Below are 14,753 nucleotides of genomic sequence, written 5' to 3'. Positions count from 1 at the left end.
AAAAAGCGGCCTAATTAACTTAAAAGTTAATCAACCGAAAGCCTTAACCCAAAGCGATCTGAACATCAACACCAGCCGCAAGATCTAATTTCATCAATGCATCAACAGTTTTATCTGTAGGTTGAACGATGTCGATCAAACGTTTGTAGGTGCGGATTTCGTACTGGTCACGCGCATCTTTGTTAACGTGCGGTGAAGTAAGAACGTTGAAGCGTTCGATGCGAGTAGGCATCGGAATTGGACCACAAACTTGTGCGCCCGTACGCTTAGCGGTTTCTACGATCTCTTGAGCAGATTGATCAATCAGACGATGATCAAAAGACTTCAAACGGATACGAATTCTCTGGTTAGACATACCAGTAAACTCCAAGCCAAACATATAAAGAATCACCCTTGACGCATCTCACCCATTGGTAAGTGTCAAAGGCAGTGAAAATCACTAAGGTCATGATCGATGCCACGACTGTAATGCACATTTACCACTTTCTTCGCAGCAAATGCCCCTCCTATTGAGGGTCGCTCATTATAACGATTGTTTAAGTCTTATGCAATTCTCTTTTTCTATTTTCTCCACAAAACCTGCTTTGATCGAGTATTCAGAGCTCATCTAGGTATTTATTACAAACTCAATAGCTTTATTTAGGAGTTGATTACCTTGCTCAAATTTTTGTGCTTCTGAATACTGTAGTTCACGCGTAGATTGAACATATTCTCCGTCAAAAATAGACAACTCCTCTTCATCTTCAAGTAAGAGCTCTAAAGCTGCTGGTGTCATCTCTGGATGAAACTGAAAACCAAGCACATTTTTTCCAATCTGATACATCTGATTGCGACAAGCTCTGCTCTCCGCCAAATGTATAGCGCCTTTAGGTATTTCAAATGTCTCACTATGCCACTGCATAACATTTATCTTTTCAGGTAACGGAAAGCTTTCTTGAGGTAAATTTGCAACTCTCTGGACCGTTGACCAGCCAAGTTCCTGATAGCGATTACGGCTCACCGCCGCGCCCAATGCATTAGCAATCAGTTGCCCCCCTAAACAAAGGCCAATAGCAGGCTTTCCTGCTGCCAAATAACGGCGCAACCATCTTTTCTCTATCTTAAGCCATGGAAAATTTGCCTCATCATTTACACTCATCGTTCCACCCATAACCAGTAATAAATCAACCTCTTCGATTCTAGGCAAAGCCTCTATTTCAAGTGATCGATCAACCGGAAGTGCAAAGAACTCCGTAGAGCTAATGGTCGCGTGATGGGCTTTTAAAAATGAGTAACAACTTCCAAATCCCTCACCTGCAATATGTTGAAAATAGTGAACTCGTAAATGCGACTTCATGCGCTTAAACCTATTGTTGTTAGAATGTTGTAGTGGTCTTTGCAAAAATAAAGCCAAGTTTTTATTTTATGGGTCTACTGTAACGAAACGTCTTATAAAACTTCGTAAATCTAGCGAAGAACTTAAATTTCTCTTAATCTAACTTTATTATCTAAAATGCAACGCACTATGAAAAAGCATAACGACTTCCAGACTCGCCTCATTCACGCACCAAGAAAGGCTCCGCAATTTATCGAAACAGTGCAACCACCCTTATTTCGTGCATCCACTATTATTTTTAAATCAACTTCGCACCTTTTTGATCGCCATTGGACTGATGATTACGACTATAGCTATGGCACGCATGGCACCCCGACCACCTTCACCTTAGGCGACAATATTGCGCAAATTGAAGGTGGGCTGCATTGTTTGCTTGCACCAAGTGGCCTATCAGCAATTAATGTTGTGAACTCAGCATTTTTAAACACTAATGATGAAGTATGGGTCCCAGACAACATTTATGGACCGAATCTAGAACATTTAAATCATCTACAAAATCAATATGGCGTTATTGTTAAAGTATATAACCCTATTGATGCTTCAAGTTTTCAACCGACTGAAAGAAGTAAACTATTATGGTTGGAGGCTGCGGGTTCGGTTACTTTAGAATTCCCTGATCTTAAAAATCTAGTCAAAAAAGCTAAAAAACATGGTGTATTAACAGCCTTAGATAACACCTGGGGAGCTGGGCTTGCCTTTAATGCTTTTAATTTTTCAGATGAACATCTATCAGTCGACTTAACCGTCCATGCTCTAACCAAATATCCGAGCGGTGGCGGTGACATCTTAATGGGTAGCATTGTAACTCGTGATGATAAACTCCATCATCGTCTGTTCCGTACGCACGCCATTTTAGGTATTGCAGTTTCAGGAGATGATGCGGCTCAAGTCCAACGCAGTCTAGCTCATATGTCTTTACGCTATCAACAACAGTCAACCAATGCGCAAACTTTACTTAAGTGGCTAAAGGACCAACCTCACTTTGCACAAGTTCTACATCCAAGTGATGAGACCGCCCCAGGCCATCAATATTGGCAAGAAATCTGCACAAATGGTCAAAGTGCTGGCTTAGTCAGCGTTATTTTCAAACCAGATTATGACATTACCGCAGTACGTCGCTTTTGCGATGCATTAGAGTTATTTAAACTTGGATTTAGTTGGGGAGGACCAGTTAGCCTGATCATGCTTTATGATTTAAAAATGATGAGGAAACTTGAGAATACACATTTACAACAAGGTTTATTAGTTCGCTTCTGTATAGGACTGGAAGATCCGCAAGATTTAATTCAAGATATCGAAAATGCACTGAAACAACTGTAAAAACGACAACATTATAGTGGCTCGAACCAAAGGATAAAAATATATGGGTACACCGATTGTTATTGCTAAAAATCTTAATGACACATCAAAAGAAATTGTTTTGCTTTCTCAGTTTGCTAACCGCCATGGCCTGATTGCTGGTGCGACAGGTACAGGTAAAACAGTTACTTTGAAAGTTCTAGCAGAAAATTTCTCTCGAATCGGCGTTCCCGTATTTCTTGCCGATGCTAAAGGCGATGTTTCGAGTCTCGCAAAATCAGGTGAGGCTTCAGATAAGTTTAATGAACGTCTCAAATTATTACAGATTGATAGCGTTCCTTTTGCTGCTAACCCTGTCGTTTTCTGGGATCTGTTCGGCCAACAAGGCCACCCTATTCGCACTACTATTTCTGAGATTGGGCCAATTTTATTGGCTCGTATGCTCAATTTAAATGATACTCAAGAAGGTGTATTAGCTGCAGTTTTTCGAATTGCGGATGATCAGGGCCTACTGTTAGTAGACTTTAAAGACCTAAAAGCCATGATCACCTTCGTTAGTGAACACGCAGCAGAGTTTAAAGCAGAATATGGCAATTTATCTCCAGCTAGCTTAGGCGCTATTCAGCGTAACTTACTTGCTCTTGCCGACCAAGGTGGAGAACAATTTTTTGGTGAGCCGGCTTTAAACATTCTAGACTTTATACAAACCGATGCAAATGGACATGGTTATATCAATATTCTTGCTGCTGACAAGCTCATGAATACGCCTAAGCTATATGCCACTTTCTTGTTATGGATGCTTTCGGAGTTATTTGAACAGCTTCCAGAAGTTGGCGATATGGACAAACCTAAACTCGTGTTTTTCTTTGATGAGGCTCACTTATTATTTGACAATGCCAGTCAAGCATTACAAGAAAAGATTGAGCAAGTTGTACGCTTAATTCGCTCTAAAGGTATTGGCATCTATTTTATTACTCAGAATCCACTCGATTTACCAGAAAGTGTTCTCGGTCAGCTTGGCAATCGTATTCAACATGCGCTACGGGCATTTACCCCTAAAGATCAAAAAGCAGTAAAAACCGCAGCAGATACTTTCCGTGCCAATCCAAACTTTAAAGTTGATGAAGCCATTACCGAACTGGCTGTTGGTGAGGCGCTAATTAGTTGTCTTGATGAACAAGGTACGCCACAAATTGTAGAACGTGGCTGGGTGATGCCTCCTTACTCTGCTTTTACACCAATCACTCCAGAAGAGCGCCAAACTCTAATCTCAAAAAGTATTATTGCTGGTATTTATGAACAAGCTGTAGATCGTGATAGCGCTTATGAAATGCTACAAAATAAAGTCGCTGAACGTGAGCAACAACAACAAAATACCGAACTTGCTAAACAACAAGAAAAAGAGCAAGAAACCCTAGCAAAGCAGCAAGCAAAGGAACAAGAACGATTAGCACGTGAACAGCAAAAAGAAGAAGAACGAGCAGCACGTGAACGAGCCAAACTTACGCAAGATATTGTGGGTACTTTTGCAAAAAGTGCCGCGCGCAGTCTAGGGGGAAGTACAGGTCAAAAATTAGTAAGGGGCCTGCTGGGTTCACTATTTGGTAAATAACTTTCTTCGATATATCAGTTTTAAATTAGGGAATTTTATATTCCCTAATTTTTTTATGGTTTTTATAAAAAATCTATTGCGATTGTTTTTTTAAAGATGTATTTTAAATACATCTTATATAGCCAGATAAATAAGGTCTAGCCATGACTCCACAACAAATCGAACTCGTTAAATCTACAGTACCTGTTTTACGTGAACACGGCGTTACGCTGACCACATACTTTTATAAGCGTATGCTTAATAACAATCCTGAATTAAAAAATGTTTTTAACTTGGATGACCAAACTAGCTTACGTCAACCTCGTGCTCTTGCAGCTGCCGTTCTTGCATATGCAGAAAATATTGAGAACCCTACTGTTTTAGCGAAAGCAGTTGAGCGTATTACGACTAAACATGTGAGCTTAGATATTCAACCAGACCAATATTCAATTGTTGGCGACAACTTACTTCATTCAATTAGTGAAGTACTCAACGTGCCATTTGAATCAGAACTTATTGAGGCGTGGAAACAGGCTTATTTACAATTGGCAGATATTCTAATTGGCGTTGAAAAACAAAAATATGAACAACTTAAAAACTTAAATGGTGGATGGGCTGGATGGCGTTCATTTGAAATTACTCAAATTGATCCTCTTGAATCTGGCAAACGTTTCACCTTAAAAGCAACTGACCATGAAGACGTACTTAGTGGACCTGCAAATGCTTTTATCTCTGTTAAAGTGCAAGTTCCAGATGAGCAGCTTGAACAACCGAAAGCTTTTAAATTTACAGAAGCTCAGGAAAACAACTCATATCATTTTGAAGTTCAGCCTGAAGAAAACCATACTGAATTCTCAGTTTCAAACATCTTGCTTGAACATTATAGAGTTGGCGATCAAGTTCAAGTTTCAGCGCCTTTAACGCTCTAATATAAAAACCTCTTGCCTGAAAGTTTTCTTATTTAGACTTTCAGGCTAAGATGATCATCCTTTTAATCTCTTCCATTTTTGGTGATCATGCAGCTTAATAAATTTACCGATTATGCATTACGACTATTAATGTATGTTGCACGCCCAAGTGATGCACCCTACACGATTGCAGAAATCGCGAAAGATTTGCATGTTTCACAAAACCATCTGGTTAAAGTTGTTCACTTCATGGGTAAGCAGGAATGGATTATTACCATTCGTGGAAAAGGCGGTGGAATTCGCTTAAATCCAGATGCACTTAACTCAAATTTAGGTTCAATTGTTCGAATATTACAGGGTGACAATCAAATCGTTGAATGCAATACACCGCCTTGTGTATTACGAAGTCACTGTGGTTTAAAAGGTATTCTTGACCAAGCTTTAGAAAGCTTTTACCAAAGTCTAGACCAATACACGCTTGGAGAGGTTTTGCAACAGTCAAAGTCTGCCCCACCTGACTCTCCTATTGCCTTTTTACAAATCTGACTTCTATTGATTTTCATAAGTAGATTTATTGAAAATTAGCAAGAATAACCAAGCTCCTTTATACTAGGCACGAGCCCTCTCATCTAAAAAGTTATTTTTTATGCGTCGTAGTGAAAAATCGAAAGACACCAAAGCCAGACTCGCACCCAAACAAAAGATCAGCTATGAAAAAGCACCAGATCCGGCGATCACAGCCTATGCTGTGCAATCACTAAACTGGTTACGCCAAGCTGAGTTTCTAATGAGTGCACCTAAATTGGCACTTTGTGTTGAAGATAGCGGCTACGAGATTGCTTTTGCAGGGCGCTCAAATGCTGGTAAGTCTAGTGCGATTAATGCATTAACCAATCAGAAACAACTTGCCCGCGCTTCTAAAAAGCCAGGCCGTACCCAGATGATTAACTTTTTCAGTCTAGGTAACCCAGATCAGCGCTTAGTCGATCTTCCAGGTTACGGTTATGCAGCTGTACCTGAAGATATGAAAAAGGTGTGGCAAAAGGAATTAGAAAACTATCTGATCCATCGCCAAAGCTTACAAGGCTTAGTGCTACTTATGGATATTCGCCATCCTCTACAACATTTTGACATGATGATGCTGGAATGGGCTTATTCACGTCATCTCTTTGTTCATATTCTATTAACAAAAGCAGACAAACTTAATCGCGGTCCTGCAAATAAAGTATTACTTGAAGTTAAACAGCAACTTAAAAAAATGAAGCTTGATTTTTCTATCCAGCTTTTCTCTTCACTTAATAAATTAGGTTTGGAAGAGCTTGCAAGTGTCATGGGTGGACGCCTGCATTTTACGCTTGATCAACAGCCCGAATTTGATGTCGATTCAATCCCTGAAGCGACAGATGAGGATGCTGAAAGCTAAATTATCCTCACAGATACAATTTCTTCATTAAATTTATACTCAATTGTCCCCTATTGCTAAACACAAATGTAGGGGCTTTTTTTATACTCATTCTTAACTTCATCGAGTTAAAAATCAGGACTAAATGATGAAATTGTTATCTTTTTTGAAGGCCAAGGCTTTAGGCTCTTCTATTGATTATAAAATTCTTCCACGTAAAGTAAAATTTGACTGGAAAGATACCCCTGTCGACTGGATTCCTAACCAGCCTTTCGCAAGTTATTTTATTAATGAAATTAATAATATCTTGCCCGCTGGAGAGTTCTGGTTTTGCCGTTTGTATAATAAGGTTTTACCGCAAATCACAGATGAAAAACTCAAGCAGGATGTACAGGCATTTATCCGTCAGGAAGCTATGCATGCCAATGCCCACACTTCTGCAAACAAAGAATATTTAAGCGCACGTAATATTGATATCCAGAGAAATCTGGACATTATGAATTATCTATTTACTATCGCTTTGGCAGATAAACCTTTTGATAGAGAAGTTCCAAAAATTTTAGAAAAACAGTGGGATTTATTCCGTTTAGGAGTTATTGCAACTGTTGAACATATGACCTGCGTATTGGGTAAATATGCGTTATATAACGAGCGATGGGAAGAACTAGGCGCAGATCCAGAAATGGTGGATCTGATTAAATGGCACGGTTCAGAAGAAATTGAACACCGCACGGTTGCCTTTGATTTATATCGTCATCTTGGTGGCGGCTATATTCCACGTTACTATATGAGTCTTGCTGTTATCACACTTGTACTTGGATTATGGGTAGATGGCGCTGCACATATTATGAAACAAGATCCACGTTTTGCAGATGCGGCTAAATCTAGATTTTTTCCAGTGTGGGTTACTTTAGAGTGGTACAAAATTAGCCGAAAAGATAATCAGGTTTTACCTAACCCACTCTGGCTTATTGCCCAGCAAATTGATTACCTCATGCCTTGGTATGATCCAGTCAAAGAAGGTAGCACTGAAGATGCTGTAGGTTACTTATCTCAATCTCCAGCAGCAAAAAGAGCAGAACTTCAAGCTGCTTAAAATAAAAAAGCAGGATTTAAAATCCTGCTTTTTTTGATCTATAGATAGTTAGACACTGATATCTTTATCTTTCGTATAACGGTCTACAACCACACTAATCATCATATCACCCTGCACATTTACCACCGTTCTTACTGTATCTAATAAACGGTCAATCGGAAGTAAAATTGCAATTGCCTCAGCAGGCAAACCCACAGATTGTAAAACCATAATCATGGTAACCATACCCGCACTTGGAATTCCTGGCGCACCAAGTGATGCAATCATCGCCGTTAAACACACGATAATTTGCTGTGTCAGGTTTAAATCTAGACCCACCAAATTTGCCACAAACAATGCAGCTGCCGCTTCATATAGTGCAGTACCATCCATGTTTAACTGTGTGCCTAATGGGATAACAAATCCTGCTGTTTGCGGGCGTACGCCTAAGTTTTCTTGCGCACACTTCATACTAAGCGGCATAGTGGCAGAGCTAGAACTGGTTGCAAATGCAGTAATCAGTGCTGTACGAGTCCCTTTGAAAAAAGTCCAAGGACTCATGCGACCAAAAATCCAAAGCAGTAGTGGTAAAACAACAGCACCATGAAAAATGGTTGTGCCTGTTACAACGACCGCGAACTCAGCCAAACGACTTAATACTGAAATATCTTCTGTTGCCATTAACTTTGCTAACAAAGCAAAAATACCCAACGGCGCTAATTTCATGACCCAGCCAACCAGCATCATCATCATTTCAAAGAACTGGTGACTCAATAAACGAATACTTTTGAAACGTTCCCCACCCTGCACCAAAGCGACACCAACGAATAAAGCAAAGACTACGACAGCTAAAACGTTACCATCACTAAACGCTTTAAATGGGTTAATTAAAGTATTTTGAATAAAATTAGTGAAAAAACTGGCAGGGTTCAAACTATCTGGTGCCTGATAATTTTGCATAGATGTCTGGAAAATAGAAATATCTATGCCACGCCCAACTTCAAATAAATGAGCACAACTGATGCCTAGAATTAAGGCTAAAGTCGTTGTGGTTAAACAGCATAAAAATGTGATTTTCCAGACCGGCCCTAACTGTCCGCCTGCTTGTAGATTTGATACACCTACAACAATCGAACTAAAAATTAAAGGCACCAAAAGCATTTTAAGGAGCCCAATAAAAACACTACTTAATATTCCAAGCCCATATAAACTATGCTTTACAAAAGCAGTGTCTGGATACATTGTGAGTAGGAAACCAAAGGCTAAACCTAAAATGGCGGCAATTAGAATTTGTGTATTTAAGTTCATATCAGCATTATTTTTTTCAGTTGGCATACCTATTTACAATATGACATGAGCTTGCTTTTCATTCGAGCAATTTTTTGTCACATCGATCCCATTAAAAAGAAAAAAGCCATCTGGTTAGATGGCTTTTTCGAGGAATCTATTGCGTTTCAATTTCCCGCAAACGGATTAAACCCTCTTGTACTGTACTGCATACAAGCTGACCATTTTGCCACATACGACCGAAGTTTAAACCGCGTGAAGCCGCGCTCACTGTGGCTTCCATGTCATACAACATCCACTCATCCGCACGCAGTGGACGATGGAAATAAATCGCATGATCAATGCTTGCACATTGCAAACTTGGAGAAATATAACTCAGCCCATGCGGTCTTAAAGCCGTTGTCATTAAAGTAAAATCTGAATAAAAGGCAACAATCGCTTGATGCAAAGCAATATCATCTAATTGTTTTGGAATACGGTCATGCGTGCGGATATAGTGCGCATTATATGGAGCTTCTGGTTGCGGCTGAAATGGATTTACCGGATCAATTGGACGAATTTCTACATGACGCTCGCGCATAAAGCTAGCACGAACATTTTCAGGTACAAAGTTTAGAATACCTTGTTTCAGCTCATTTTCAGATTTAAGCGTTTCTGGTGCAGGATACTCAGGTTCTTGATGTTGATAGTTCAAACCTTCTTCCGGATTAGCAAAAGAAACCATCGCTGAAAATATTACTCGCCCATGCTGAATCGCACGAACTTGACGACTTACAAAGCTCTTCCCATCCCGTAAACGGTCTACTTCATAGATAATTGGGGCATTAATATCGCCACCATACAAAAAATATGCATGTAAAGAATGCGCTGGGCGATCAGTTGTATAAGATGCTGCACGTAAAGCCTGACCCAAAACCTGTCCACCAAAGACACGTTTACCGACCAGATTCCGACTGATACCACGGTAAATATTTTCTTCTAGCTTTTCTAAAGTCAAAAGCTCGACAAGTTCTTGGGTTAACGCATTCATGAGAGATACCTTCATATTTCAGGTAAAAAAATCGTATTAAAAGACAGATGTGTAGAATCTATTGTGCCATAAAAAACTATTTGCACATGGAACAATCAGTCAACTTCTGACGAACATTGCTCATATAACAGCTAAAAATACGATTTTTAACGATAAAATATGCCAAAAGCATTATAATTTATAAGCTATTAGCATATTGTTTTTTTCAATAAATGCCTCAAAATAATTACCCTCCGCATTTGGTGCTGGGATTTGTCTTTAAGAAGTAGGAGTTCTTATGTCCAAGAGTGGGTTTGGTCAAATGTATCGTCGGCTTTCGAGTAAACTACTTGACCTCGTGGTAACACCACATGTTCTTGGGGAAGTTCCTACTGAACCAGTATCAGAAACAGAAGCAAAGACTGACCGCCAGAAAGTGGTGTGCTATGTCTTACAAAACCATTCTCGAAGCAATGCTTTGGTGGTTGATGGAGAAACGCGTCGTTTAAATTTAAAACCTGCGTTAGACCCATTAGTTGTTGGCACTCATCAGGAAAAAGCATCGGTTTTATTTTTACAGCACAATGATGAAAATAATTTACTGAATCCTCCTCCTCATGCTTTTCCACCACGCTTACTAAAATTAATTGAAGTCTTACAAGAAAATCCTGAACTGGATATAGAGCTTGTTCCGGTTACCGTTTTATGGGGCCGTACACCAGATAAAGAAGATTCTTGGTTTAAGCTCTTATTTTCAGATACATGGGCTACACCAAGCACCGTTAAGCAATTGGTCAACATTGGCTTGCATGGCCGCCAATCCTATTTAGAATTTCATGAACCGCAATCGCTACGTGAACTGGTTGAATATGCACAACAGCATTATCCAAACCTTTCACCAGCTACATATATTGTAAGTACGTTAAATGATTACTTAGATCGTCAACGTGAAGTGGTCTTAGGCCCCGATTTATCGGATCGCCGTAATGTCATGCAGTCAGTTGTAAAATCTCGCGATGTGCAAGAAGCAATTCGCCGTGAAAGTATTCGCGGAAAAGTTAGTATGCTCGAAGCTGAACGTCGTGCGATTGGTTATGTGAATGAAGTCGTATCTGATTATTCACACTCAGCAGTCCGCTTTGCCGATCTTGCTTTAACACGTTTATGGACCCAGCTTTATGACGGCGTAGAAGTGCATAACTTCAGCACTGTTCGTGAACTGGCAAAAGATTATGAAGTGGTTTATACACCTTGCCACCGCAGTCACATTGACTATTTATTATTATCCTATGTGATTTATAAACGTGGCTTAATGGTTCCGTATATTGCTGCCGGTGATAACTTAAATCTACCATTTGTAGGGCAACTTTTACGTGGAGGCGGTGCATTCTTTATTCGCCGCTCTTTCCGTGGAAATGGCCTTTATACAACGGTATTTAAAGAATATTTATATAGTATTTTGTCACGCAACACCCCTCTTGAATACTTTATTGAAGGTGGACGTTCGCGTACAGGACGCCTATTACCGCCTAAGACTGGTATGCTTGCCATGACAGTTCACAGTCATTTACGTGGCCGTGCTAAACCTATCGTCTTTTTACCAACTTATATTGGTTATGAACGACTGATGGAAGGCTCAACCTATGTAGGCGAAATGCAAGGTAAACCGAAAGAAGCCGAATCAATTTTTGGTATTGTGAAAACCTTACGAAAAATTGAACGTATTTTCGGTAAAGTCCACGTGAACTTTGGTGAGCCTGTTTTCCTTGATGATCTGCTTAAACAACATAATGCAGAAAATGTTCATATCGAGAAAAATGACGACCCAATTCCTCAAGCAGTTTCAGATGCTGTAAATAGCTCTGCACATGCAATTTTAGAAAATATTAACCGAGCTGTGGTGATTAACCCTGTCTCTTTACTTTCTATTATTTTGCTTGCAACTCCAAAGCATACGCTTGATGAAGAAATCTGTATTAAGCAGCTTGAAGCTTACCGCAATCTGGCATCAAACTTCCCATATGACCAACGTATGGAAGTAACGCCACTTTCTGGTAAAGAAATTATTGCTTATGGTTTAAAGCTTAAACTCATTAAACGAGTTCAGCATGCACTCGGCGATATTATTGGGATTGAAGACAATCAAGCTGTTCTTCTGACCTATTTCCGTAATAACATTTTGCACGCCTTTGTTTTACCGTCATTGGTTGCATCACTTGTTGAACACAATGGAAAAATCAGCCGTTCAGATTTAACCAATGTCATCTATACTCTGTATCCATTCTTGAAGGCAGAGTTATTCCTTAAATGGAAGAGTAGCGAGCTTAAAGAACAAATTGAGCAATATGCAGATGCATTGGTTCAATCGAAACTGATTCAACAAGACGATGAAGGTAACTTGATTAGCTCTGCACCAAATACTGAAGAGCACAATCAACTTGTTGTTTTAGCTACTCCTGTTAAGCAAAGTCTTGAGCGTTACTACATGACGCTTGCACTAATTACTCAACGTGGTTCGGGTAATATTTCTGCTAAACAGGTTGAAGAATTAAGTCATTTACTTGGACAACGTTTGTCTGTTCTATATGAATTTAATTCGCCAGAGTTCTTCGATAAAGCTTTATTCCAAAGCTTCTTAAAAGTACTTACACAGCAAAATTACATTCGAACCAATGACCAAGGCCAAATCGAATTTGATGATAATTTCCGTCAAATGGCTGCGGGTGCACAGTTGGTTCTTGATGAAGTAACCTTACAAATGTTGCAACACATCACGACCTTTACCGACGAAGAGTTAAAAGATGCACTTGAAGCTATGGCATCTCAACAAGCAAAACGACGTTTAAAACGTAAAAAATCTTAAGATTTTGAGTCAAAATAAAAGGCAACGAAAGTTGCCTTTTATTTTATTAGCGACTTGGACATTCAAAATAACGTGGATCATCCATACAACGCAGACGCTTCATAAGTTGAACAAAATAAGCATCGTAATAACCTGAAAGTACGTACTGATTGCGTATTTTTGCAACCATAACGTCATAGCTCTGTTTTTCATAAAAAGAGACATCTACCCAATAATAAGCAGGTAAATGATTTTCCCACTGGGTCGCACGGTTAGTCAGTAATTGGCTGTTTTGAACAAACCACCCTCGAATTTTTCGGCCAAAATTAGCAGGATAAGCTTGTGGTTTAATAATTAAATTGACGCCGAAATATGCCAAAGGAAAGTTAATGACTTGGACATCTGGTCCAAATTCTTTTTGTAAATTATATGGCAATAGTCCATATATTGGGACGGGAACAATATCGATTTTGTCTTGCTTAAACTGAACAATCGCATTAGATAAATCAACATAAACTGGCTGAGCACCCACACTTCGTACCAATGCCTGTTGTGGCGGATTGTTTGGTAACACCCCAATACGCTGATTTCTTAATTGAGCAACTCTAGAGATTTTCTTATTTTTTAGAACCATATAGGCAGTACCAACAGGAATCATCCCTACCGCTTCATAGTCCTTAGACATTAACCTTTTCTCGATTGTTGGATGATTCAAAAGCTGCAATAAGCTTTTAGCAGTACGATTATTAGGAATAAGCCCAATACCTGCGGTGCTCCCCATAAACTGGTTATAACGATAAGTATTAAAATTAGATGCCGCTAAACCTGAACATTTACCCTCGTCAAAAGCTTGTATAGCCTGTTGTTCTTTTTGATAGGTAACCACTTTAAATTTGACTTGATATTGCTGAGCATATAACCGAATGTCATTTAAACGACGTGTGATATCCCCTTGGGAACCAATCGGATCATATGCACACCACACCTGATCCTCGGCCCAACTCGCAACAGCTGTTACGCTCAAAATAAGAGCTAAACAAATTTTTTTCACTTTCAACCTTTTTATCTTTATCGGCAATTTGACTGCCTCATCAGGTATTTCTATTCTTATTTAAAGTTTAATCAAAATTTTATTTTGTACCATGAACATTTAAACATAATAAATAGTCATTAAAGCAAATTGGGTGCTCTAATTGAAAACCTGTTTGAAGCAAATGTTTCGCATATATTCTTTTACCTGAGATTTGGTTTGATTCTAAAGTTAACTCGGGCAATCCCAACTGTTTTTGAAACCACAATATAATTTCATGCAACGGCAATGGTTGATTATTAGTCACAATATAGCTCGCTTGATCAGTTTCAGAGTCAGCCATATAGGCTAAAAAGCTTGCTAAATCCTCAATGTGTATTCGATTACTATAATGAATATTTGGATAGCTTTGACTATTTTCAGCCATTTTCTTCAAACGGGCAACGGAAGTTCCATAAATACCTGTAGGACGAACAATTACACATTGGTTTGGATAATGCTTCTGCCAAAGTAACTCCATATTCCGTAAGATATGGCCTTGTGCATCGCTTGGCTGAATTTCACTAAAATCATCAATGATCTCCCCTGCATTTTCACCATATACCCGCGTAGAAGAGACTACGATTATTTTTTGTACCGGATGTGGTTTTAATGCTTCTCGAATCGGTTCAATACTATCTACATAAGTATGCTGATAGCCCTCAACCGTACTCTCGTTTGGGGAAAGTAAAATATATACAACATCTACAGGTTCAATTTTACTTAAATCGAGTTTAAAGATATCTTGAACAAGATGGGTTGCGTAACTATCTGTTTTTACACTACGGCTGATTGTGGTAATTTGATGTTCTTTCTCAAATAGTTGTTTAGCAACACGCTGAGATGTTTTACCATAACCGATAAATAATATATGCATAGAAAACTCGTTGAGGGGA

13 protein-coding genes and 1 pseudogene are annotated in these 14,753 nt (G+C 39.2%); 8 read left to right on the top strand and 6 right to left on the bottom strand.

What is annotated here, in order from left to right:
- Positions 1 to 43: 43 nt before the first annotated feature.
- On the bottom strand, positions 44 to 355 hold the full coding sequence (rpsJ, locus tag ACB088_RS18400) for a 30S ribosomal protein S10 (RefSeq protein ID WP_000070912.1): 312 nt from the start codon (positions 353 to 355) through the stop codon (positions 44 to 46).
- Positions 356 to 607: 252 nt separating this feature from the next.
- Positions 608 to 1,336: a type 1 glutamine amidotransferase gene (locus ACB088_RS18395; RefSeq protein ID WP_307012150.1), complete on the bottom strand. Its 729-nt coding sequence runs from the start codon at positions 1,334 to 1,336 to the stop codon at positions 608 to 610.
- Positions 1,337 to 1,504: 168 nt separating this feature from the next.
- Between ACB088_RS18395 and ACB088_RS18390 the strand changes: the two genes are divergently transcribed.
- From ACB088_RS18390 to ACB088_RS18360, 7 genes and pseudogenes are all read left to right on the top strand, one after another.
- Positions 1,505 to 2,695: a PLP-dependent transferase gene (locus tag ACB088_RS18390; protein ID WP_375037658.1), complete on the top strand. Its 1,191-nt coding sequence runs from the start codon at positions 1,505 to 1,507 to the stop codon at positions 2,693 to 2,695.
- Between the two features lie 43 nt (positions 2,696 to 2,738).
- The gene (locus tag ACB088_RS18385; protein WP_375037657.1) at positions 2,739 to 4,286 is read left to right on the top strand and encodes a helicase HerA-like domain-containing protein; all 1,548 of its coding nucleotides are present in this window, start codon (positions 2,739 to 2,741) and stop codon (positions 4,284 to 4,286) included.
- Positions 4,276 to 4,427 (top strand): annotated as a pseudogene (locus tag ACB088_RS18380) (hypothetical protein). Before ACB088_RS18385 ends, ACB088_RS18380 begins: the two are co-directional and overlap by 11 nt.
- Before the next feature lie 2 nt (positions 4,428 to 4,429).
- Positions 4,430 to 5,194, top strand: coding sequence for a globin domain-containing protein (locus tag ACB088_RS18375; RefSeq protein WP_375037656.1), 765 nt, complete (start codon positions 4,430 to 4,432; stop codon positions 5,192 to 5,194).
- An 87-nt stretch (positions 5,195 to 5,281) separates the two neighbouring features.
- Positions 5,282 to 5,719 carry an Rrf2 family transcriptional regulator gene (locus tag ACB088_RS18370; protein WP_004639536.1) on the top strand — a complete coding sequence of 146 codons (438 nt, stop codon included), beginning with the start codon at positions 5,282 to 5,284 and terminating at the stop codon, positions 5,717 to 5,719.
- A gap of 100 nt (positions 5,720 to 5,819) precedes the next feature.
- The gene (gene yihA, locus ACB088_RS18365) at positions 5,820 to 6,596 is read left to right on the top strand and encodes a ribosome biogenesis GTP-binding protein YihA/YsxC (protein ID WP_092710353.1); all 777 of its coding nucleotides are present in this window, start codon (positions 5,820 to 5,822) and stop codon (positions 6,594 to 6,596) included.
- A gap of 124 nt (positions 6,597 to 6,720) precedes the next feature.
- Complete coding sequence (locus tag ACB088_RS18360; protein ID WP_375037655.1) at positions 6,721 to 7,671, top strand: metal-dependent hydrolase; 951 nt, start codon at positions 6,721 to 6,723, stop codon at positions 7,669 to 7,671.
- Between the two features lie 48 nt (positions 7,672 to 7,719).
- On the opposite strand, the gene ACB088_RS18355 is transcribed toward ACB088_RS18360, so the two are convergent.
- Complete coding sequence (locus tag ACB088_RS18355) at positions 7,720 to 8,985, bottom strand: dicarboxylate/amino acid:cation symporter (RefSeq protein WP_009388008.1); 1,266 nt, start codon at positions 8,983 to 8,985, stop codon at positions 7,720 to 7,722.
- A gap of 109 nt (positions 8,986 to 9,094) precedes the next feature.
- Complete coding sequence (locus ACB088_RS18350; protein ID WP_092710363.1) at positions 9,095 to 9,967, bottom strand: acyl-CoA thioesterase II; 873 nt, start codon at positions 9,965 to 9,967, stop codon at positions 9,095 to 9,097.
- Between the two features lie 277 nt (positions 9,968 to 10,244).
- Between ACB088_RS18350 and plsB the strand changes: the two genes are divergently transcribed.
- A complete protein-coding gene (gene plsB / locus ACB088_RS18345) occupies positions 10,245 to 12,809 on the top strand; it encodes a glycerol-3-phosphate 1-O-acyltransferase PlsB (RefSeq protein WP_045433169.1) in 2,565 nt (854 codons plus the stop codon).
- Between the two features lie 46 nt (positions 12,810 to 12,855).
- Here the strand turns inward: plsB and ACB088_RS18340 are convergent, their stop codons facing one another.
- Together ACB088_RS18340 and ACB088_RS18335 are read right to left on the bottom strand one after the other, a co-directional pair.
- On the bottom strand, positions 12,856 to 13,839 hold the full coding sequence (locus ACB088_RS18340) for a putative solute-binding protein (RefSeq protein WP_375037654.1): 984 nt from the start codon (positions 13,837 to 13,839) through the stop codon (positions 12,856 to 12,858).
- Positions 13,840 to 13,918: 79 nt separating this feature from the next.
- A complete protein-coding gene (locus tag ACB088_RS18335; RefSeq protein ID WP_375037653.1) occupies positions 13,919 to 14,734 on the bottom strand; it encodes an SDR family NAD(P)-dependent oxidoreductase in 816 nt (271 codons plus the stop codon).
- Positions 14,735 to 14,753: the final 19 nt, after the last annotated feature.

This window comes from Acinetobacter sp. RW6, assembly GCF_041956835.1.
Lineage (GTDB): Bacteria > Pseudomonadota > Gammaproteobacteria > Pseudomonadales > Moraxellaceae > Acinetobacter > Acinetobacter calcoaceticus.
Note: the sequence above shows the minus strand (reverse complement) of the source record. Positions and strands in the feature narration are given on the sequence as shown.

Coding starts and splice junctions, on each gene's coding strand:
- yihA (WP_092710353.1), top strand. CDS start 5,820: ATGCGTCGTAGTGAAAAATCGAAAGACACCAAAGCCAGACTCGCACCC.
- ACB088_RS18355 (WP_009388008.1), bottom strand. CDS start 8,985: ATGCCAACTGAAAAAAATAATGCTGATATGAACTTAAATACACAAATT.
- ACB088_RS18375 (WP_375037656.1), top strand. CDS start 4,430: ATGACTCCACAACAAATCGAACTCGTTAAATCTACAGTACCTGTTTTA.
- ACB088_RS18360 (WP_375037655.1), top strand. CDS start 6,721: ATGATGAAATTGTTATCTTTTTTGAAGGCCAAGGCTTTAGGCTCTTCT.
- ACB088_RS18390 (WP_375037658.1), top strand. CDS start 1,505: ATGAAAAAGCATAACGACTTCCAGACTCGCCTCATTCACGCACCAAGA.
- ACB088_RS18385 (WP_375037657.1), top strand. CDS start 2,739: ATGGGTACACCGATTGTTATTGCTAAAAATCTTAATGACACATCAAAA.
- plsB (WP_045433169.1), top strand. CDS start 10,245: ATGTCCAAGAGTGGGTTTGGTCAAATGTATCGTCGGCTTTCGAGTAAA.
- ACB088_RS18350 (WP_092710363.1), bottom strand. CDS start 9,967: ATGAATGCGTTAACCCAAGAACTTGTCGAGCTTTTGACTTTAGAAAAG.
- ACB088_RS18370 (WP_004639536.1), top strand. CDS start 5,282: ATGCAGCTTAATAAATTTACCGATTATGCATTACGACTATTAATGTAT.
- ACB088_RS18335 (WP_375037653.1), bottom strand. CDS start 14,734: ATGCATATATTATTTATCGGTTATGGTAAAACATCTCAGCGTGTTGCT.
- rpsJ (WP_000070912.1), bottom strand. CDS start 355: ATGTCTAACCAGAGAATTCGTATCCGTTTGAAGTCTTTTGATCATCGT.
- ACB088_RS18395 (WP_307012150.1), bottom strand. CDS start 1,336: ATGAAGTCGCATTTACGAGTTCACTATTTTCAACATATTGCAGGTGAG.